Source organism: Streptomyces sulfonofaciens (assembly GCF_014656295.1).
Lineage (GTDB): Bacteria > Actinomycetota > Actinomycetes > Streptomycetales > Streptomycetaceae > Streptomyces > Streptomyces sulfonofaciens.
Genome location: NZ_BNCD01000001.1, coordinates 248,783 through 267,652, shown reverse-complemented (window position 1 = coordinate 267,652; position 18,870 = coordinate 248,783). Strand labels below are relative to the sequence as shown.

General features: G+C 73.4%; 18 protein-coding genes and 1 pseudogene. 13 read left to right on the top strand and 6 right to left on the bottom strand.

All coding sequences use genetic code 11. From position 1 onward, the window contains the following. Positions 1-24: 24 nt before the first annotated feature. Positions 25-1,005: a helix-turn-helix transcriptional regulator gene (locus tag IE313_RS01025; protein WP_229924272.1), complete on the bottom strand. Its 981-nt coding sequence runs from the start codon at positions 1,003-1,005 to the stop codon at positions 25-27. Between the two features lie 102 nt (positions 1,006-1,107). Next, positions 1,108-2,091 carry a helix-turn-helix transcriptional regulator gene (locus tag IE313_RS01020; RefSeq protein WP_189928928.1) on the bottom strand — a complete coding sequence of 328 codons (984 nt, stop codon included), beginning with the start codon at positions 2,089-2,091 and terminating at the stop codon, positions 1,108-1,110. A gap of 182 nt (positions 2,092-2,273) precedes the next feature. Between IE313_RS01020 and IE313_RS01015 the strand changes: the two genes are divergently transcribed. Further along, positions 2,274-2,669: a hypothetical protein gene (locus tag IE313_RS01015; RefSeq protein ID WP_189928927.1), complete on the top strand. Its 396-nt coding sequence runs from the start codon at positions 2,274-2,276 to the stop codon at positions 2,667-2,669. Then, a complete protein-coding gene (locus tag IE313_RS01010) occupies positions 2,666-3,004 on the top strand; it encodes a Rieske (2Fe-2S) protein (RefSeq protein WP_189928926.1) in 339 nt (112 codons plus the stop codon). The genes IE313_RS01015 and IE313_RS01010 overlap by 4 nt, the downstream gene beginning before the upstream one ends. Before the next feature lie 131 nt (positions 3,005-3,135). On the opposite strand, the gene IE313_RS36150 is transcribed toward IE313_RS01010, so the two are convergent. After that, on the bottom strand, positions 3,136-3,510 hold the full coding sequence (locus IE313_RS36150; protein ID WP_444546246.1) for a pyridoxamine 5'-phosphate oxidase family protein: 375 nt from the start codon (positions 3,508-3,510) through the stop codon (positions 3,136-3,138). Further along, positions 3,487-3,696 (bottom strand): annotated as a pseudogene (locus IE313_RS36585) (pyridoxamine 5'-phosphate oxidase family protein); the annotation flags it as partial. The pseudogene IE313_RS36585 and the gene IE313_RS36150, both read right to left, overlap by 24 nt. 187 nt (positions 3,697-3,883) lie before the next feature. On the opposite strand from IE313_RS36585, the gene clpB reads away from it, so the two are divergent. After that, the gene (gene clpB / locus IE313_RS00995; protein WP_189928925.1) at positions 3,884-6,505 is read left to right on the top strand and encodes an ATP-dependent chaperone ClpB; all 2,622 of its coding nucleotides are present in this window, start codon (positions 3,884-3,886) and stop codon (positions 6,503-6,505) included. Between the two features lie 190 nt (positions 6,506-6,695). Beyond that, positions 6,696-7,232, top strand: coding sequence for a type III secretion system chaperone family protein (locus IE313_RS00990; protein WP_189928924.1), 537 nt, complete (start codon positions 6,696-6,698; stop codon positions 7,230-7,232). 138 nt (positions 7,233-7,370) lie between these two features. On the opposite strand, the gene IE313_RS00985 is transcribed toward IE313_RS00990, so the two are convergent. Then, the gene (locus IE313_RS00985) at positions 7,371-8,696 is read right to left on the bottom strand and encodes an aminotransferase class I/II-fold pyridoxal phosphate-dependent enzyme (RefSeq protein ID WP_189928923.1); all 1,326 of its coding nucleotides are present in this window, start codon (positions 8,694-8,696) and stop codon (positions 7,371-7,373) included. A gap of 253 nt (positions 8,697-8,949) precedes the next feature. Between IE313_RS00985 and IE313_RS00980 the strand changes: the two genes are divergently transcribed. The 7 genes from IE313_RS00980 (at position 8,950) to fbaA (ending at position 15,481) form a co-directional block, all read left to right on the top strand. Continuing rightward, positions 8,950-9,258 (top strand): hypothetical protein, encoded by a 309-nt coding sequence (locus tag IE313_RS00980; protein WP_189928922.1) that lies wholly within the window; start codon positions 8,950-8,952, stop codon positions 9,256-9,258. A gap of 431 nt (positions 9,259-9,689) precedes the next feature. Then, on the top strand, positions 9,690-10,220 hold the full coding sequence (locus IE313_RS00975) for a DUF2617 family protein (protein WP_189928921.1): 531 nt from the start codon (positions 9,690-9,692) through the stop codon (positions 10,218-10,220). A 69-nt stretch (positions 10,221-10,289) separates the two neighbouring features. Further along, positions 10,290-11,843 carry a polyamine aminopropyltransferase gene (locus IE313_RS00970; protein ID WP_189928920.1) on the top strand — a complete coding sequence of 518 codons (1,554 nt, stop codon included), beginning with the start codon at positions 10,290-10,292 and terminating at the stop codon, positions 11,841-11,843. Positions 11,844-11,877: 34 nt separating this feature from the next. After that, positions 11,878-12,714, top strand: coding sequence for an SRPBCC domain-containing protein (locus IE313_RS00965; protein ID WP_189928919.1), 837 nt, complete (start codon positions 11,878-11,880; stop codon positions 12,712-12,714). A gap of 111 nt (positions 12,715-12,825) precedes the next feature. Continuing rightward, positions 12,826-13,620: an aldose epimerase family protein gene (locus IE313_RS00960; RefSeq protein ID WP_189928918.1), complete on the top strand. Its 795-nt coding sequence runs from the start codon at positions 12,826-12,828 to the stop codon at positions 13,618-13,620. Between the two features lie 142 nt (positions 13,621-13,762). Further along, positions 13,763-14,311, top strand: coding sequence for an orotate phosphoribosyltransferase (gene pyrE / locus IE313_RS00955; protein WP_189928917.1), 549 nt, complete (start codon positions 13,763-13,765; stop codon positions 14,309-14,311). A 147-nt stretch (positions 14,312-14,458) separates the two neighbouring features. After that, positions 14,459-15,481: a class II fructose-bisphosphate aldolase gene (fbaA, locus tag IE313_RS00950; RefSeq protein WP_189928916.1), complete on the top strand. Its 1,023-nt coding sequence runs from the start codon at positions 14,459-14,461 to the stop codon at positions 15,479-15,481. 481 nt (positions 15,482-15,962) lie between these two features. Here the strand turns inward: fbaA and IE313_RS00945 are convergent, their stop codons facing one another. Next, positions 15,963-16,391 (bottom strand): DUF3151 domain-containing protein, encoded by a 429-nt coding sequence (locus tag IE313_RS00945; RefSeq protein WP_189928915.1) that lies wholly within the window; start codon positions 16,389-16,391, stop codon positions 15,963-15,965. A 178-nt stretch (positions 16,392-16,569) separates the two neighbouring features. On the opposite strand from IE313_RS00945, the gene IE313_RS00940 reads away from it, so the two are divergent. Both IE313_RS00940 and kynU read left to right on the top strand, forming a co-directional pair. Then, entirely contained in the window at positions 16,570-17,418 is an 849-nt protein-coding gene (locus IE313_RS00940) for a tryptophan 2,3-dioxygenase family protein (protein ID WP_189928914.1), read from the top strand. A 79-nt stretch (positions 17,419-17,497) separates the two neighbouring features. Then, entirely contained in the window at positions 17,498-18,724 is a 1,227-nt protein-coding gene (gene kynU / locus IE313_RS00935) for a kynureninase (RefSeq protein WP_229924319.1), read from the top strand. The last annotated feature ends 146 nt before the right edge of the window (positions 18,725-18,870 follow it).

Here is an 18,870-nt window from a genome sequence, read left to right as displayed (position 1 = left end):
CCCGTTGCCACTGCACCCGCCGTGTCAGAGGTCCTGCTCCAGGATCCCCGACTGCCCGATGCGGTAGCCGAGTTGGGCCCGGCTGCCGGTGCCGAGGATGTCGGCGAGCTTGGCGATGTGGACCCGGACCGTGCGGACGTTCATCGCCAGGCGCAGGGCGATCTTGTCGTCGGTGAGCCCCTCGATCAGCAGTGCGGCGATGGCGCGCTGGCGGGGTGTGACGCCGTCGTCGGCCGGGACCTGGCGGGCGGGGCGCGGCCACATCGGGGTGGCGAGGTCCCATAACCTCTCGAAGGTGGTGGCCAGGTAGGCGACCAGCGCCGGGTGCCGGACCACGAGGGCGGCGGTGCGGTCGGTGTTGGCGGGTACGAAGGCCACCCTGCGGTCCAGGATCACCAGCCGCTCCGTGACCTCGTTCAGGGTGCGCACCTCCACGTCGCCGACGAGCTGTTCGTAGTGGGCGAGGACCGCCGGGGCGTGGCGCGACGTGTGCTGGTACAGCGTGCGCATCCGGGCGCCGCGGTCCAGCATCGCCTGCTCGACGGGCAGCACTCCGGTCAGCGCGGTGGGCGGGCGCGTCCCGCCCGGCTGCACGGTGAGGACCTCCTTGGACGACTCCATCGCGGCCTGCCTGATCGCGGCGTTGATCGGCTGGATCCCGCGCAGCATGGTGATCATCGTTCGGCTGTGCGAGAACGCGTTCTCCGCGTCGAGGGCCATGAGCGGCTGGAAGGCGTCGGCCAGGGCGACCTCGCTGCGGCGGCGGCGCTCGATGTCGGCCTCGACGGTGTGCAGCAGCCGGGGCAGGGCGATGGAGGGAGCCAGGGGCCGCAGCCACCGCATGCCCTCGCCGTCCGGGTAGAGCAGGCCGAGCTCGACGGTGCAGGGCGCCGCGTCGGCGTCCCGGGGCGGGATGCGGCCCTCCTGGAGGGCGCGTGTGTAGAGGTCCATGCCCGCCGAGCACAGTTGCTCGTCGACGCCGTGCACATGGCTCTCCTGGGTCACAGACCGCTCTCCTGCCGGGAATCCACCAACCGGTCCTCGCCGGTGGGCAAGGGCCGCTCCGCCGGCCCCCACGGGCCGCCGACCGTTACGGACGGCCCTGGTTCACCGGTCGGTCTCCAGGATTCCCGATCGTGCGATGAGGTATCCGAGCTGGGCCCTGCTGCCGCTGCCGAGGGCTGCGGCGAGCTTCGCTATGTGCGCCCGGCAGGTACGTACGTTCATACCGAGACGCCGGGCGATGGCCTCGTCGACATGCCCCTCGACGAGGAGCTTCGCGATGGTCCGCTGGACGCCGGTGATGCCGTCCGGCGTCGGATCGTACGGCACTTCCTCCAGCAGTGGGACGCCGCGGCGCCACAGTTGCTCGAAGACCTTGATCAGGTACTTGACGAGACCGGGGTGGCGGAGCTCCAGCGCGAAGTCGTGCTGGTCGCCCGCCGGGATGAAGGCCACGGTGTCGTCGCAGATGATCAGCCGCTCTATGAGCTCCTCCAGGGTGCGTATCTGCACCCGGCCGTCGGCCATCCGGTCGACGTAGGCCATCGTGCCCTGGCTGTGCCGGACCGTGTGCTGGTAGAGGGTGCGGATACGGACACCCCGGGCCGTCAACGGTCTGTCGCGTTCCAAGGCCTGATTCAGTATGTGCTCGCTGCGCCGGCCGCCCGGCTGGATGGTCAGCATCTCCGTGTGGCACTCGGCCGTGGCCAGGTTCAACGCCGCGTTGATGCGGTCGAGGCCCTCCAGCACGGTGATCGCATGGGTGGGCGCGGGGCTCTGGGCGCTCAGCGCCATAAACGGCTCAAAAGATTCGGTCAGTTCGATGGACAGGCGCCGCTTGTCCAGGATCTCTCGTTCCAGGGGGTGCAGCCGCTGGGCGAGTGCCACGGACGGCGGGACGGGCCTCAGCCAGTTCGCGTCGTCCGGATCCGGGTGCAGCAAAGCGAAGTCGAGGAGGCATGGTGCGGCCTCCACCTCGACGCGGGCGATGCGACCGGCACTGAGTGCGCTCGCGTAGAGCTGTGCCCCCTCGTCGCACAGTTCGGCCAGCGAGTGGGGATGTGTCGGGTTTGTTGCAGTACTAGGCAATGCTCCACCCCCCAGGGTCCTGAACGTGCAAGAACATGATGCATCGCTCCTGTGGCATTGACGTGCCTGAATGAGCCATCGTCTTGTTGCACCGGGGGAGAAGACTTCATCAAGTGAGGACGAAGCCGACTATGTACACGAGATTGCTTCGCTCAGTACTTGCGACCGCTTTCTCCACGGTCGTGGCTTTTGGGGCACTCGGTGCCGCCGGTGAGGGCCAGGCCAAGGCTCCGGTGCAGCAGGTCGGCGCCGGTTCGGTACAGGCGGCTCCGGCCGACAGCGGTTGGGGCAGCGGCGCCTCGGCGGTGCCCGCCGACAGCGGTTGGGGCAACCGTGTCCTCCCTGCCGACAGCGGCTGGGGCGCCACGCCGGCGGACAGCGGCTGGGGTCTCGCGGCCGGCGACAGCGGCTGGGGTTCCGGCGGTGCGCGGGTGATCCCCGCGGACAGCGGCTGGGGCAACGATGTCGCGGCCACGCCGGCGGACAGCGGCTGGGGCCTCGCGCCCGCCGACAGCGGCTGGGGCCTGGTGTCCGCGGACAGCGGCTGGGGCAACTCCGCCGGCTCGGTGAACGTATGACCACCCCTCCCGACGACCGTTCCTTCCGGCGCGAGATGGCGACCGCCTACCGCTCCGGATGGCACTTCATCGACCTCGTCACGGCGATCCCGCACCCCGGGGACTCGCTGATGGTCACGCTGTTCGGTGAGCCGGTCGTCGTGGCCCGTGACGGTGACGACGACATCCGGGCCTACCGGTGCCTGCGCCGCCCGCGCGGCGCGCCCCGGCCCGTGCGGTGCGCCGTCCGTTACGGAATGATCTTCGTCAACCTCGACCAGCGCGACCACCACATGGTGGAACCCGACGCACCTGGAGCGCCACAGACCATCTCCGCCACCCCCCGCAGTGCCTGACGCGATTCCCCCGTCGTTGTAGATCGCGCAGGCACTTCCCCCCCGCAGCGGCGTCACCGTGGACCTGAGACACGGTGGCGCCGCTGCAGTTCTCGGGTGCGGCACGCCCCGCTCGGGTGCGGCACGCCCCCTCAGCAGTTGCCCAGCGCCGCCGTCAGGGCGATCTCGATCAGCACCCGGTTCGGGTTCGGCCGCGGCGCCCTCCCGTACCGCTCCTCGTAGCGCCGCTCCGCGTCCGCGATCAGCTCCGGCTCCGTGCGGACGACCGCGAGCCCTTCGAGCGTGGCCCACAGCCGGCCCTCGAACTGGCAGACCGCTACCGGCGCGCCCCCCGGCCGCCCCGGCCCACCGGATCCGCCGGGCGCATCGGATCCGCCGGGCCCGCCGGACGTGCCCGGCCCGCCGGTCCCGCCGGGCGCACCGGATCCGCCGGGCCCGCCGGGCCCGCCGGGCCCGCCGGCAGGACTCTCGCCCCCACCCCCGCCCGCGGCGAGCACATGGCGCACCTTCGCGCTGGACCGGGACGCGATCACCCGGGCGAGGCCCGCCCCCGGGTCGTACGTCACACCGACCGGCACCACGTGCGGCGTGCCGTCCGCGCGCAGGGTCGTCAGGGTGCACAGGTGCCGGTCCTGCCAGAAGCGGAGGTACGAGGCGGAAGGGGTGTGCGGGTCGCGCCGGTGGGAGGCCATGGCCCGGAAACTTATCCACAGATGTGCACGGCTTCGCGGCCGCCCCCTCCCTTCCTGTCCTTGAGCGGAATAGACTCAACTTTGTGTACGCTATGTGAGTCAGTAGCGGCCGGGGGCGGCCCGGGTGCCGGGGCCCGCGGACGGCAGTGCACCAGAACGAGCCAGAAGCGAGGAAGGAACACCACACGTGGACGCCGAGCTGACGAACAGAAGCCGGGACGCGCTCAGCGCGGCCAGCCACCGAGCCGTCGCCGACGGCCATCCGGACCTGACCCCGCTGCACCTGCTGCTGACCCTCCTGGAGGGCCGGGGCCAGCAGGAGCCCGCGAACGTCACCGATCTGCTCGCCGCGGTCGGGGCCGACCGGGCGGCGGTACGGGCCGCCGCGGAGCGTGCCCTGGCCGCGCTGCCCCGTGTCACGGGTTCCACCGTGGCACCCCCGCAGCCGAACCGCGAGCTGCTGGCCGTGCTCGCCGACGCCGCGGAGCGCGCCGGGGAGCTGGGCGACGACTACGTCTCCACCGAGCACCTGCTGATCGGCATCGCCGCCAAGGGCGGCCAGGCGGGCGAGGTGCTGCGCGGGCAGGGCGCCACCGCGCAGAAGCTGCTGGACGCGTTCCAGAAGACCAGGGGAGGACGCCGGGTGACCACACCCGACCCGGAGGGCCAGTACAAGGCCCTGGAGAAGTACGGCACCGACTTCACGGCCGCGGCGCGCGAGGGCAAGCTCGACCCGGTCATCGGCCGCGACCAGGAGATCCGCCGCGTGGTGCAGGTCCTCTCGCGGCGCACGAAGAACAACCCGGTGCTCATCGGCGAGCCCGGCGTCGGCAAGACCGCCGTCGTCGAGGGCCTCGCCCAGCGCATCGTCAAGGGCGACGTGCCCGAGTCGCTGAAGGACAAGCGGCTGGTCTCGCTGGACCTGGGCGCGATGGTCGCGGGCGCCAAGTACCGCGGTGAGTTCGAGGAGCGCCTGAAGGCGGTGCTGGCCGAGATCAAGGACAGCGACGGCCGCGTCATCACCTTCATCGACGAGCTGCACACCGTCGTCGGCGCCGGCGCGGGCGGCGACTCCGCCATGGACGCGGGGAACATGCTCAAGCCCATGCTGGCCCGCGGCGAGCTGCGCATGGTGGGCGCCACCACGCTGGACGAGTACCGGGAGCGGATCGAGAAGGACGCCGCCCTGGAGCGCCGCTTCCAGCAGGTACTGGTCGCCGAGCCGACCGTCGCCGACACCATCGCCATCCTGCGCGGCCTCAAGGGCCGCTACGAGGCGCACCACAAGGTGCAGATCGCGGACAGCGCCCTCGTCGCCTCCGCCACGCTCTCCGACCGGTACATCACTTCCCGCTTCCTGCCCGACAAGGCCATCGACCTCGTGGACGAAGCCGCCTCCCGGCTCCGTATGGAGATCGACTCCTCGCCCGTGGAGATCGACGAGCTCCAGCGCGCCGTGGACCGGCTGCGCATGGAGGAGCTGGCCATCGGCAAGGACACCGACGAGGCGAGCCGGGAGCGCCTGGAGCGGCTGCGCCGCGACCTCGCCGACAAGGAGGAGGAGCTGCGCGGCCTGACCGCCCGCTGGGAGAAGGAGAAGCAGTCCCTGAACCGCGTCGGCGAGCTGAAGGAGAAGCTCGACGAACTGCGCGGCCAGGCCGAGCGCGCCCAGCGGGACGGCGACTTCGACACCGCCTCCAAGCTGCTGTACGGGGAGATCCCCGCGCTGGAGCGCGACCTGGAGGCCGCCTCCGAGGCCGAGGAGGAGGTCGCCTCCTTCCGCAAGCAGCAGACCATGGTCAAGGAGGAGGTGGGCCCGGACGACATCGCGGACGTGGTCGGCTCTTGGACCGGCATCCCCGCGGGGCGCCTCCTGGAGGGCGAGACCCAGAAGCTGCTGCGCATGGAGGAGGAGATCGGCAAGCGCCTGATCGGCCAGACCGAGGCCGTGCGCGCCGTCTCGGACGCGGTGCGCCGCTCCCGGGCCGGTGTCGCCGACCCCGACCGGCCCACCGGCTCCTTCCTGTTCCTCGGCCCGACGGGCGTGGGCAAGACCGAGCTGGCCAAGGCCCTCGCGGACTTCCTCTTCGACGACGAGCGGGCCATGGTCCGCATCGACATGAGCGAGTACAGCGAGAAGCACAGCGTCGCCCGCCTGGTCGGCGCGCCGCCCGGGTACGTCGGCTACGAGGAGGGCGGCCAGCTCACCGAGGCGGTGCGCAGGCGGCCGTACTCCGTCATCCTGCTGGACGAGGTGGAGAAGGCCCACGTGGAGGTCTTCGACATCCTCCTCCAGGTGCTGGACGACGGCCGGCTCACCGACGGGCAGGGCCGGACGGTGGACTTCCGCAACACCATCCTGGTGCTGACGTCCAACCTGGGCAGCCAGTTCCTGGTGGATCCCGTGCTCGGTGAGGAGGAGAAGAAGCAGCAGGTCCTGGAGGTGGTCAGGGCCTCCTTCAAGCCCGAGTTCCTCAACCGCCTGGACGAGCTGGTGGTCTTCTCCGCCCTCGACAAGGACGAGCTGAGCCGGATCGCCCAGCTCCAGATCGACCGCCTCGCGGAGCGCCTCGCCGAGCGCCGCCTCGCCCTGGAGGTCACTCCTGAGGCCCTGGTCTGGCTCGCCGACGAGGGCAACGACCCGGCGTACGGCGCACGGCCGCTGCGCCGCCTCGTGCAGACCGCCATCGGCGACCGCCTCGCCAGGTCGATCCTGTCCGGTGAGGTCAAGGACGGCGACACGGTCCGGGTGAGCGCCTTCGGGGACGGTCTGCTGGTGGGCCCGGCCTTTGCGAAGAAGGAGCTGTAGAGCCGAGGGCGCCGCGGGCGAAGGCGCCCTCGGCGCCCCGGCCGGCCGCACCCCGCCCCGGCACCCCGCCGACGCGCGCCGCTGCCGGAACTGTGCTGAAAGCTGAAACCCGAGCGGTTCCAGGGGCGGGGGTTGCGGGCACCCGTCGGACATGGGGGAGGATGGCGGCACCTACGAAGGGACAATCACGGTGAGCATCGACCCGTCCTCGATTCCGAACTTCGGGGGCAAGCCCGACCCGCAGCCTGAGGGACCGGCGGGCCCCGTCATCCCCGATCAGGACCTGGTCAAACAGCTACTGGACCAGATGGAGCTGAAGTACGTCGTCGACGAAGAGGGCGACCTCGCGGCGCCGTGGGAGAAGTTCCGTACGTACTTCATGTTCCGCGGCGAGGGCGACCAGCAGGTCTTCTCCGTTCGCACGTTCTACGACCGGCCCCACCAGATCGAGGACAAGCCCCAGCTCCTGGAGGCCGTCGACGACTGGAACCGCCGCACCCTGTGGCCCAAGGTCTACAGCCACACCCATGACGACGGCACGGTCCGCTTCATCGGTGAGGCGCAGATGCTGGTCGGCACCGGCGTCAGCCTGGAGCACTTCGTGTCGTCCACGGTCAGTTGGGTGCGGGCGGCGATCGAGTTCGACCGCTGGTTCGTCGAGCAGTTCGGCCTGGAGAAGGACGTCGACTCGGCCTCGGACGACGAGAAGCCGGACGACGACTCCTGAAGCACCACGCCCCCGCGGCGGCGGAACGGCACGGCGTCCCGGCGGCGGGACGGAGCCCGGGCCGTCGGGCATGATCCCGGCGGCCGGCCCGGCCGCGTCCGGTGGAGCCGGACCGGCACGTGCGCGTCCCCGGCCCCGTCACGGCGCGAGCCGCCCCAGGCGGGTCACCGCCTCGGCCAGGGTGTCCTTCCGCTTGCAGAACGCGAAGCGGACATAGGGCGCGCCCATCTCGCGGTGGTCGTAGAAGACCGCGTTCGGGATGGCGACGACCCCGACGCGCTCCGGCAGGGCGCGGCAGAAGGCGAAGCCGTCGCTCTCGCCGAGCGGGCGGATGTCCGTCGTGACGAAGTAGGTGCCCGTGGGGCGGTAGACCTCGAAGCCGGCATCGGCGAGGCCGGCCGCCAGCAGGTCGCGGCCGGCCTGGAGCTCGTCGCGCAGGCCCTCGAAATAGCTGTCGGGCAGCGCGAGCGCCTCGGCGGCCGCGTACTGGAAGGGCCCGGAGGCCACGTACGTCAGGAACTGCTTGGCGGCCCGCACGGCCGTCACCAGCTCCGCCGATCCGGTGGCCCAGCCGACCTTCCAGCCGGTGAACGAGAACGTCTTGCCCGCGGAGCCGATGGTGACCGTGCGCTCCCGCATCCCGGGGAAGGTGGCCAGCGGGATGTGCTCGGCGCCGTCGAAGACGAGGTGCTCGTAGACCTCGTCGGTGACGACCAGTAGATCCCGCTCGACGGCGAGGCGGGCGATCTCGGCCAGTTCCGCACGGGTGAGGACCGTGCCGGTCGGGTTGTGCGGAGTGTTCAGGAGCAGCAGCCGGGTGCGGTCGGTGACGGCGTCCCGCAGCTCGTCCAGATCGAGCCGGAACGTGCGGTGCGCCGCCGCGCCGCCGGCCGAGCCCCGCGGGACCGGGGCGCCCGGCGGGGCCGACGGGTTCGAGGCGTGCGGTGCGTCCGGCGCCGCCGAGCCCTGAGCCGGTGCGGCGGCCGGGGCGGGCCGCAGGGTGACGGGCACGCGGGTGGCGCCCGCCATGGCGATGCACGCCGCGTACGAGTCGTAGTACGGCTCCAGCGCGATCACCTCGTCGCCGGGCTCCACCAGGGCCAGCAGCGCCGCGGCGATCGCCTCCGTCGCACCCGCCGTGACCAGCACCTCGGTGTCCGGGTCGTGGTCGAGCGCGTAGCGGCGCCGCTGGTGGTCGGCGACCGCGGTGCGCAGTTCGGGGACGCCGGGCCCCGGCGGGTACTGGTTGCCGCGGCCGTCGCGCAGCGCGCGCACCGCCGCCTCGCGGATCTCCTCGGGGCCGTCGGTCTCGGGGAAGCCCTGGCCGAGGTTGATGGAGCCGGTGCGCAGGGCCAGTGCGGACATCTCCGCGAAGATCGTGGTGCCGAACTCGGCCAGCCTGCGGTTGAGCAGCGGGCGGGGCCCGGTGCCGGCGGCGGGGGCAGTGGACGTCATGCCAGCCATCCTGGGCCGAACCTCTGGACTTCCTCAACTCTGCTTTGGCGCCCGGTGCACGAGGGCATCCCCCTGTCACGCTGAAGGTGGAACGTGAGCACGGCAAGGCCCTGAGGCGTCTGAGCCATGGTGGACGGCCGCTACCCGCGGTGCCGCGAAGCGCGAGGGCTCGGGGACGCACCAGGGCACGGAGAACGGCGCGGACAGCGCGCCGACAGCGGCTGGGGGAGTCGCTGCGGGGGAGAACGGAAGGAGGAGGGCGATGCAGATGGTCGTCATCCTGGTGGTGCTGGGGGTGGTCGCGGCGGTCCTGATCGCGACCAGCCGCAACAACAGGGGCAAGACGGTGGCCCGCGCCAAGGCGCAGCGGCGCGGCGGGAGTTCGCGGCGCGGTGGGTCCGGAAGCTGGTGGGCCGGCGGGGCCGGGGGCGGCGCCTACTTGTCGGACAGCGGAGGCTCGTCGCACGGGCACGGCGGATCGCACGGCGGCGGCCACTCCTGCTCAGGCGGCCACTCCTGCGGCGGCGGCTCGTCCTGCGGAGGCGGCGGCTGCGGCGGCGGGGGCGGATGAGGGGGCGGCCGAGGCGGAACGGCTGACACGGGGCAGCCGATCCGCACGGACCGGAGCCGCCGGGGGAACGACTCCGGTGCGCCTGTCCCCATGGAGTGCCCGCCGGGTGAGCGAACCCGGCGGGCACTTCGCTGTCGCACACGCCCGCGCATGAGGTGCCGCGGAGTTGAACGGGTGGGCTGCGGGGCGCCCGGGCGAAGGAAACCCGACGAAGTTGGGTAAAAACGCTGTGGTGACACCTCTGCTCATGATTCCCTCTTATCCGTTAATGCGGCCCTCGGACATTCTCGTGGGCACGAGTCGGCATTCGGGGTGCCCGGTGCGTGACCGGACGGATCTCTCTGCGATCACCGGTGAACGGCCGGCCACGTCCCCGGCGTCCGGACGGACGCGCCGGCCCCACCTCCATTGCGTGCTAGCGGAGCGGACCCATGCTCAGGACCCTGACCACCTCCTACACCGACACGCGCGCGGCTGACCTCGCCTGGGCACTCGGGCGCGAGCCGCTGCCCGCCCTCGCCGACCTCGATCTCGAACTCAAGGACGCCAGGATCCAGTTGAGACTCCTCGGCGCTTCCCACCAGGTCATCCTCGAAGAGGACCGGGGCGTCTGCTCGGAGACCGTCGCCTGTCTGCCGGGCACCAGCACCTCACTCCCCCTGGGCGTCGCCAAGCGGCTCGGCGAGTGGGAGTACGAGTTCGCCGCCTGCGTGGAGACCCTGGCCCCCGGCCAGTTCGCCGGGCGTGCGCGGGAGCTCATCGCGCTGGTGTCGGACCACCCGCACGGCCTCGTCGGCATCTTCCCCGGCAGCCCCTACGCGTTCACGGCGATGCTGGCGCAGCGGCACGACGGACACGTGCACTGGCGCACCTGGCACGCCTACCCGCAGGACGGCGAGCTGGTGACGACCCGCACCAGGGTGGGCGTGCGCGTGCCCAGCCTGCTGCTGGCGGGCTGTTGACGCCGTTCACCTCAGTACCACACGTGTGGGTGACGGAGCAGAGTTGTCCGGTGACGTAGCGTTCGGTACGTGATCGAACCGCCCGCGTCCGTCTCGCCGCCCGCGCCCGCGGCGTCCGGGCCCGGGCAGCAGGCCGCCCCGGGGCTGCCCGTCCGTCCCAGGACGGGCCGTGTCCTGGTGCTGGCAGGAGCGTTCGTGTGCGCTGCCTGCGGCCTCGTCTACGAGCTGGAACTCGTCGCCCTGGCCTCCTCCCTGATGGGGGACTCGGTCACCCAGACCTCCGTGGTGCTCTCCCTGATGGTGTTCGCGATGGGCGCCGGATCCCTGGGCGCCAAGAGGCTGCGGCCGTACGCGGTGGCCGGCTTCGGGGCGGTGGAGGCGGCGCTCGCGCTGGTCGGCGGATGCAGCGGGATGGGGCTGTACGCGGTCTTCGCCTGGGGCGACGGCTGCGGCTGGGAGAGCGGCCCCCACTGGCTGCTGGTGCTTTGCTCACTCACCATCGGGGTGCTGACAGGCGCCGAGGTGCCACTGCTGATGGTGCTCATCCAGCGGGTGCGGCGCCAGGACGCGGGCACGGCCGTCGCCGACCTGTTCGCCGCGGACTACGTCGGCGCGCTGGTCGGCGGCCTCGCCTTCCCCTTCCTGCTGCTGCCGCTGCTCGGCCAGCTCACCGGCGCGCTGCTCACCGGCGCGGTGAACGCGCTGGCGGGCGGCGCGCTCGCGCTCGGCCTCCTCCGCCGTGACATGAGCCCGAGAAGCCGCCGGGTGCTGCTCGTGGTGACCGTCCTGGTGCTCGTCCTGCTCGCCACCGCCGCCACACTCGCCGACGACTTCGAGCGCGCGGCCCGACGTGCCGTCTACGGCGACGACATACGCATCGCCCTGCACACCGACGTAGAGGAAGTCGTACTCACCGGCGGCCCGCGTGGGCCGTTGAAGCTGTTCCTCGACGGGCGGTTGCGCGTCCGCAGCCGCGACGAGCCCCGCTACCACAGCGCGCTCGTCACCCCCGCAGCGTGCGGCCCCCTGGCCCGGGTCCTGGTCCTCGGCGGTGACGACGGACTGGCGGCCGGGACGGCCCTGCGCCGGGCAGGGGTGCACAGCGTCGACGTGGTCGCCCTCGACCCGGGCGTCGTCCGGCTGGCGCGCACCGACCCGGCCCTGAGCGCGCTGAACGAGCGGGCGTTCCGCGACCCGCGCGTGCACGTCGCCACCGACGACCCCTTCGACCGCCTGCGCCATCTGCGCCGCCGCTACGACCTCATCGTCTCCGACCTGCCCGGCCCCGGCGGGACCGCCAGCACGAAGTACTACTCGCAGGAGTTCTACGGCCTCGTCCGCAGGGCGCTGGCACCCGGCGGGCGCTTCGTGGTGCGCGCCGGGCGCTCGGGCGCGCCGGACCGGGCGTTCTGGACGGTGGACGCGACCCTGCGGGCGGCCGGCCTCACGACCACGCCGTACCGGGCGGGCCGCTGGGGCTTCGTGCTCGCCGCGCACGGTCCCGGCGGGCCGAAGGGGGTGGGCGGACCGGGGGGCTGGGGGCCCGGCGTCCGGAGCGTGGCCGGGGCCCGGCCGGCCGGGACGGTGCCCTCGACACTGGTGCATCCGCGGTACGGGGGCTGAGTTCCGGGGCCGGGCGTGGGTAGGCTCGGTAGTCATGGAGCATGAGGTGTTCGTTCCGGTCGCGGTAGAGCCTCTGCGGCGGCTGCTGGCCGACCCCGAGCGGGTCGCCGGCGTGGTGCCGGGGCTCCAGCAGGACGCGGGCGGGCCGCCGGTGTCCGGCCGGCTCAAGGTCCGGGTCGGGGGCACCTCGATCACCTACCGGGGCGCGCTGCGGATCAGCGAGCGGGACGACGGCGGCTACCTCGTCGAGGGGGAGGCCACGGAGGTGCGCGGGGGTGGAGCGGTGTCGGTCGCGCTGACGCTCCGGCTGCTGGCCGCCGACGGCGGTACGACCCTCGTCTTCGGCGGGGGCGCACACGGCGGCGGCCGCTTCGCCGACCTCGACGCGAAGGTCGCGGAGACGGCGGGCCGCAGGCTCCTGAACAAGGCCGGCGCCCGGCTCGCGGACGCGGCCCCGGGCACGGCGGATGCGGCCCCGGACACGGCCGGCACGGCCCCCGGCGCCGACGAGCTGCCCGCGGGCGGCACGGACGAGGCGCGGGCCGAGCCCGCGGCGCCCCTGGAGCCGGCGCGCGGGGAGGAGGGCGAGGGACCGCGCCCCGACGCCCTCGACGCCGCGGCCGCGGGCGACGGCGGCGCCGTCTTCGAGGTGGACAACCAACCGCCCGCCGAGGCCGCGCACGCCCGTCGGACGATGATCGGCCGAAGCGCGGAGGAGGTCGATCACGCGCCGCCGCGCGGGCGGTACGCGCCGGTCCCCGCGCCCGAGAGCTCGCCCGCGTCGGTCGCACTGCGCTGGGCGGGCCCCGCGGCCGCCGTGGTCCTGGCCTCCGCCATCGTGATCGGCAGGGCGTTGCGGCGGCGCCGCTGACCCCGCGGGGGCTCCGCCCGCCAAGCGCCCCGCGCCCCTGGCCGGGGCGCGGGGCGGCACGGCGGGGGCTGCGGGTGTGCCGGCGCGCCCCGCGCCCCGTAGGGTCGCCCCGTGGGTAGTGACGACATCACGCTGACCGCGGGCGACGCGGAGGTCACCGTGCGGCCGGACAACGGCTGCCGGATCGCAAGTCTGAAGATCGCCGGCACCGAGCTGCTGCGCCAGGGCGAGCGGTACGGGTGCTTCCCGATGGTGCCGTGGTGCGGCCGGATCAGGAACGGCCAGTTCCGCGACGGTGCCGACGTCCACCAGATGCCGCTGAACTCTCCCCCGCACGCCATCCACGGCACCGGCCGCGACACCGCCTGGCACACCGCCCGGGCCGGCACGGAGGAGGCGGTGTTCACCTACGACCTCGCCGACCCCTGGCCGTACAGCGGGCGCGTCACCCACCTGGTGCGCCTCGCCCCGGACGGCCTGACGCTGACCATGTCGGTGGAGACGTACGAGTCGTCGTTCCCCGCTCAGGCCGGCTGGCACCCGTGGTTCCTGCGCAGGCTCGACGGCGGCGGCGAGGAGGTCCGCATCGACTTCGCACCCGCCTGGCAGGAGCGCAAGGGTGACGACCTGCTGCCGACCGGTGAGCGGATCGCACCGGCGCCGGGCCCGTGGGACGACTGCTTCGGCATGCCCGGCGGCGTCGACGTCACCCTGACCTGGCCGGGCCGCCTGCGGCTGACGGTCGCCTCCCGGGAGGAGTGGGCCGTCGTCTACGACGAGCAGGACGCCGCGGTGTGCGTGGAGCCGCAGACGGGCCCGCCGAACGGGCTGAACACCCACCCGCGGCTGGTCACCCCCATCGAGCCCCTGGAGACCACGGCGACCTTCGGCTGGCAACGCCTCTGAGCGCCCCGGCCCGCCTCCCCCGCGCGCAGGCCGGGCCAGGTCCGGGCCCGGGCAGGGAGCCCGATCCGCCCGCCCCGCCCGTGCCGCCGGAGGCGAGGAGCGCTCCCGGCCGCCCGTCCCGCGGGCCTCATATGCTGGAGGCATGACGGACGACGCACGCGGCGTGCTGCTGCAGCAGATCAAGGACAAGGCCGTGGTGCACGGCAGGGTGACGCTCTCCTCGGGGCTGGAGGCCGACTACTACGTCGATCTGCGCCGCATCACCCTGGACGGCACGGCGGCCCCGCTGGTCGGCCGTGTGCTGCTCGACCTGACCGCCGACCTCGACTTCGCGGCCGTCGGCGGGCTGACGATGGGCGCCGACCCGGTGGCCGCGTCGATGCTGCACGCGGCTGCGGCGCGCGGCCGGTCTCTGGACGCGTTCGTGGTGCGCAAGGCGGCCAAGGCGCACGGGTTGCAGCGCCGCGTCGAGGGCCCGGACATCCGGGGCCGCAGGGTGCTGGTCGTGGAGGACACCTCGACCACCGGCGGCTCACCGCTCGCCGCCGTCGAGGCGGTCCGCGAGGCCGGGGCCGAGGTGGTCGCGGTGGCCACCATCGTGGACCGGGCCACGGGGGCCGCGGAGAAGATCGAGGCGGCCGGGGTGCCGTACTTCTTCGCCTATTCGAAGGACGACCTCGGCCTTGACTGACGCGCCCGCCCCGGTCTCGCCCGGTACCCCGGCGGCGCCGCGTCCGGCATGACGGACGGTGCGCGCCGGGTCTGGAAAGATGGGGCGCCGACGACGATGTCGACCCCGTGCACAGCACTCACCCGCACATCGACGAGGAGCGGACAGATGCCCATCGCGACCCCCGAGGTCTACAACGAGATGCTCGACCGGGCGAAGGCAGGCAGGTTCGCCTACCCGGCCATCAACGTCACCTCCACCCAGACCCTGCACGCCGCCCTGCGCGGCTTCGCCGAGGCGGAGAGCGACGGCATCATCCAGATCTCCACCGGCGGCGCGGAGTTCCTGGGCGGCCAGTACAACAAGGACATGGTGACCGGCGCCGTCGCGCTCGCCGAGTTCGCGCACATCGTCGCCGAGAAGTACCCCGTCACGGTGGCGCTGCACACCGACCACTGCCCGAAGGACAAGCTGGACGGCTACGTCCGCCCGCTGCTGGAGATCTCCCGCAAGCGCGTCGAGGCGGGCCTCGGCCCGCTCTTCCAGTCCCACATGTGGGACGGCTCCGCGGAGACGCTGGGCCACAACCTGGAGATCGGGCAGGAGCTGCTGGCCAAGGCCGCCGCCGCGAAGATCATCCTGGAGGTGGAGATCACGCCGACCGGCGGAGAGGAGGACGGCGTCACGCACGAGATCAACGACAAGCTGTACACGACCGTCGACGACGCGGTCCGCACCGCGGAGGCGCTCGGCCTCGGCGAGAAGGGCCGCTACCTGCTGGCCGCCTCGTTCGGCAACGTGCACGGCGTGTACAAGCCGGGCAACGTCGTCCTCCGCCCCGAGCTGCTGAAGGACCTCCAGGTAGGCGTGGGCGCCAAGTACGGCAAGCAGGCGCCGTTCGACTTCGTCTTCCACGGCGGCTCCGGCTCGACCCGCGAGGAGATCGCCACCGCCCTGGAGAACGGTGTCGTCAAGATGAACCTGGACACCGACACCCAGTACGCCTTCACCCGCCCGATCGCGGACCACATGTTCAGGAACTACGACGGTGTCCTGAAGGTCGACGGCGACGTCGGCAACAAGAAGACGTACGACCCGCGCAGTTGGGGGAAGCTCGCGGAGGCGGGCATGGCCGAGCGCGTCACGGAGGCCTGCGCGAACCTGCGGTCCAGCGGCACCAGGATCAAGTAGTCCGACCGCCGGTCGTGCGGGGCGCGCCGGTCGTGTGAGGCGTGCGGGTCGCGTCGGCCGTACATGTCGTACGGGTCGCGCCGGTCGTGCGAGGTGCGTCGGTCGTACGGTCGCGTCGGCCGTACGTGTCGTACGGGGCGCGCTGGTCGTGCGGGGCGCCGGTCCTACGGAGCGCATCGGTCCTGGCCGGTCGTGCCGGCGTGCCGGTCGTCGCACTGGCGTGCCGGTCGTCGCACCGGCGTGCCCCGGCCGACCGGGCGCGGGCGGTTGCCCGGGCCCTCCCCGCGGACCGCGTAGGGGCCGGCGGCCGGCCCCTACGCGTGAGCGGCGGACCCGGCACGGGCCGGCCGGGGAGCGGCGGGCACCGCCGCCCCGGTCCTGCCCGCGGGCCGGGGCCCGGCGCCCCGCCCGGCGCGGGGCGCCCGGTGGGCGGGCGGGGCGCGTCGACCGCCGCCCGCGGGGCGGGTGCGGTGCGTGCCGGCTAGTCCTTGATCAGCGCCGCGTACGCCTCCGCGCTGCTGTCCCTGAGGAAGTCGCGGCAGCGGGTGGCCTCCTCGGTCTCCTCGATGGCGGAGGCGGCGCGGGCCAGTGCGGCGAGGCAGCGCAGGAAGCCGTGGTTCGGGCGGTGGTCGTAGGGGACGGGGCCGTGGCCTCCCCAGCGGGCCCGGCGCAACTGGTCCAGGCCGCGGTGGTAGCCGGTTCGTGCGTACGCGTACGCCTCGACGGAGCGGCCCGCGGAGAGGGCCTCCTCGGCGAGGACGGCCCAGGCCAGTGAGAACGCCGGGTACCGCGCGGCGACCTCGGTGGCGGAGGTGCCCTCGTCGAGCAGGCGGGTGGCGTCCGCGTTCTCCGGCGTGTCGGGCAGCCTCGTCGGCTCGGGGCCGTCCAGCAGGGGGTTGTAGATGTCCATGACGGCAGTCTGTCACCGCACCGCGCATCGGTGGGACCGGTGCCCGTTACCCGGCTTATGCCGTATTTCCTTCTTGCCGCCGAGGCGTCCGGTGCGCAAGATGCGGGTGGGGACCGGGGCCCCCGTGCCGGCACGGCAGGGGCGGACCGCTACCCGAAGTCGTACCAAGGAGACAGCGATGTCCCACGAGGTGCCGCAGGGCGGCAGCGCCCAGGAGGCGACCGCCCCGAACTTCGACTTTGCGGGCACGACCCCGTACGAGGACTACGTCAGGGCCGACGTCCTCACCCACCTCCAACAGCCGCTCTCCGACGATCCCGGCGAGCTGGTCTTCCTGGTCACCACCCAGGTCATGGAGCTGTGGTTCACCGTGCTCGTCCACGAGTGGGAGACCGCCGCGCGGGCACTGCGCGGCGACGACCTGCCGACGGCGATGGCGGCCCTGAAGCGCAGCATCCGCGAGCTCACGGCGCTGAACGCCTCCTGGACGCCGCTCGCCGGCCTGACTCCGGCGCAGTTCAACTCCTACCGCTCGGCCCTCGGCGAGGGCTCGGGCTTCCAGTCGGCGATGTACCGGCGACTTGAGTTCCTGCTGGGAGAGCGGTCCGCATCGATGCTGGTCCCGCACCGCGGCGCCCCGCGCGCCCACGCCGAGCTGACCGGGGCGCTGCACGAGCCGAGCCTGTACGACGAGGTGCTGCGGCTGCTGGCCCGCCGCGGCCACCCCGTCCCCGCGGCCGTCCTGGCCCGCGACCTGACCGAGCGCTACGAGCCCTCGCCCGAGGTGGAGGCCGTGTGGACCGCGCTCTACGCCGGCGACCAGGACGCCGAACTCGTACGCCTCGGCGAGGCGTTGACGGACGTCGCCGAGCTGGTGTGGCGCTGGCGCAACGACCACCTGCTCGCCACCCGCAGGGCCATGGGGGCCAAGACCGGCACGGGCGGCTCCGCGGGTGTGGCGTGGCTGGAGAAGCGGGCCGCCAAGAGCGTCTTCCCCGAACTGTGGACGGCGCGCAGCCATGTGTGAGGAGAACGGTGTGACGCAGCAGCACAGGGCGCGGGCAGCGCGCCCCGCGGGTCCCGACTCCGGGGGTCCCGACTCCGCGGTGCTCAGGGCCGAGGCGGCCCACCTGGACGCCGCGGACCCGCTGGCCCATGTGCGGGAGCGGTTCGTGCTGGGGGCGGCGGACGCCGCGGCCGGGGCGCACGGCGGCGCCGCCGGGGTGTACCTGGACGGCAACTCGCTCGGCGCGCTGCCGCGTTCGGTGCCGGAGCGGCTGGCGGACGTGGTGCGCCGCGAGTGGGGCGAGCTGCGGATCCGGTCCTGGCGGGAGAGCGGCTGGTGGACGGCGCCGGAGCGGATCGGGGACCGGATCGCGCCACTGGTCGGGGCCGGGCCCGGGCAGGTCGTGGTGGGCGACTCGACCAGCGTCAACGTCTTCAAGGCGCTGGTGGCGGCGGTCCGGATGGCGGGCGACGACCGCGACGAACTCCTCGTCGACGCCACCACGTTCCCCACGGACGGCTACATCGCACGCTCCGCGGCCCGGCTCACCGGCCGCACCCTGCGCCCGGTGGCCCCCGGCGAGGTGCACGACGCGCTCGGCCCGCGCACCGCCGCCGTCCTCCTCAACCACGTCGACTACCGCTCCGGCCGGCTGCACGATCTGCCGGGGCTGACCGCGGCGGTGCACCGGGCGGGCGGGTACGCGGTCTGGGACCTGTGCCACAGCGCCGGCGCCCTGCCGGTCGGCCTGGACGCGCACGGCGTCGACCTGGCGGTCGGCTGCACGTACAAGTTCCTCAACGGCGGGCCCGGCGCGCCCGCCTTCCTGTACGTGCGCAAGGACCTCCAGGAGCGCTACGACTCCCCGCTGCCCGGCTGGAACTCGCACGAGGCGCCGTTCGGGATGCGCGGCGAGTACACCCCGGCGGACGGTGTGGTGCGGGCCCGGGTGGGCACACCCGACATCCTCTCCATGCTGGCGCTCGAGGCGGCGCTCGACGTCTGGGACGGCGTGCGGATCGCGGACGTCAGGGCCAAGTCGCTGGCGCTGACGGACTTCTTCCTCAAGTGCGTGGCGGCGTACGTGCCGCCCGGCAGGGTAGAGGTGGTCACTCCGCTGCCGCACGGCGAGCGGGGCAGCCAGGTCGCGCTGCGCTGCCCGGACGCGGGTGCGGTCATGGAGCGCCTGATCGCCCGCGGTGTCGTGGGCGACTTCCGGGCCCCGGACGTGCTGCGCTTCGGCTTCACCCCGCTGTACCTGGGCTTCGCGGAGACGGAGGCCGCGGCCGCGGTGCTCGCCGGGGAACTGGGCGGGCAGACGGCGTAGCCGGGCGGTCGGGGGCGCGGGGGCCCGCCCGGGTTCCGGCGCGCGGGCTCCGTCCCGCGCCCCCGCCGTCCCGCCCGCACCAGCGCGGGCCGCCCGCAACCCGGCGCGCCGCGGCCCCTGATACCGTCCGGCTGACGCAGAACCCG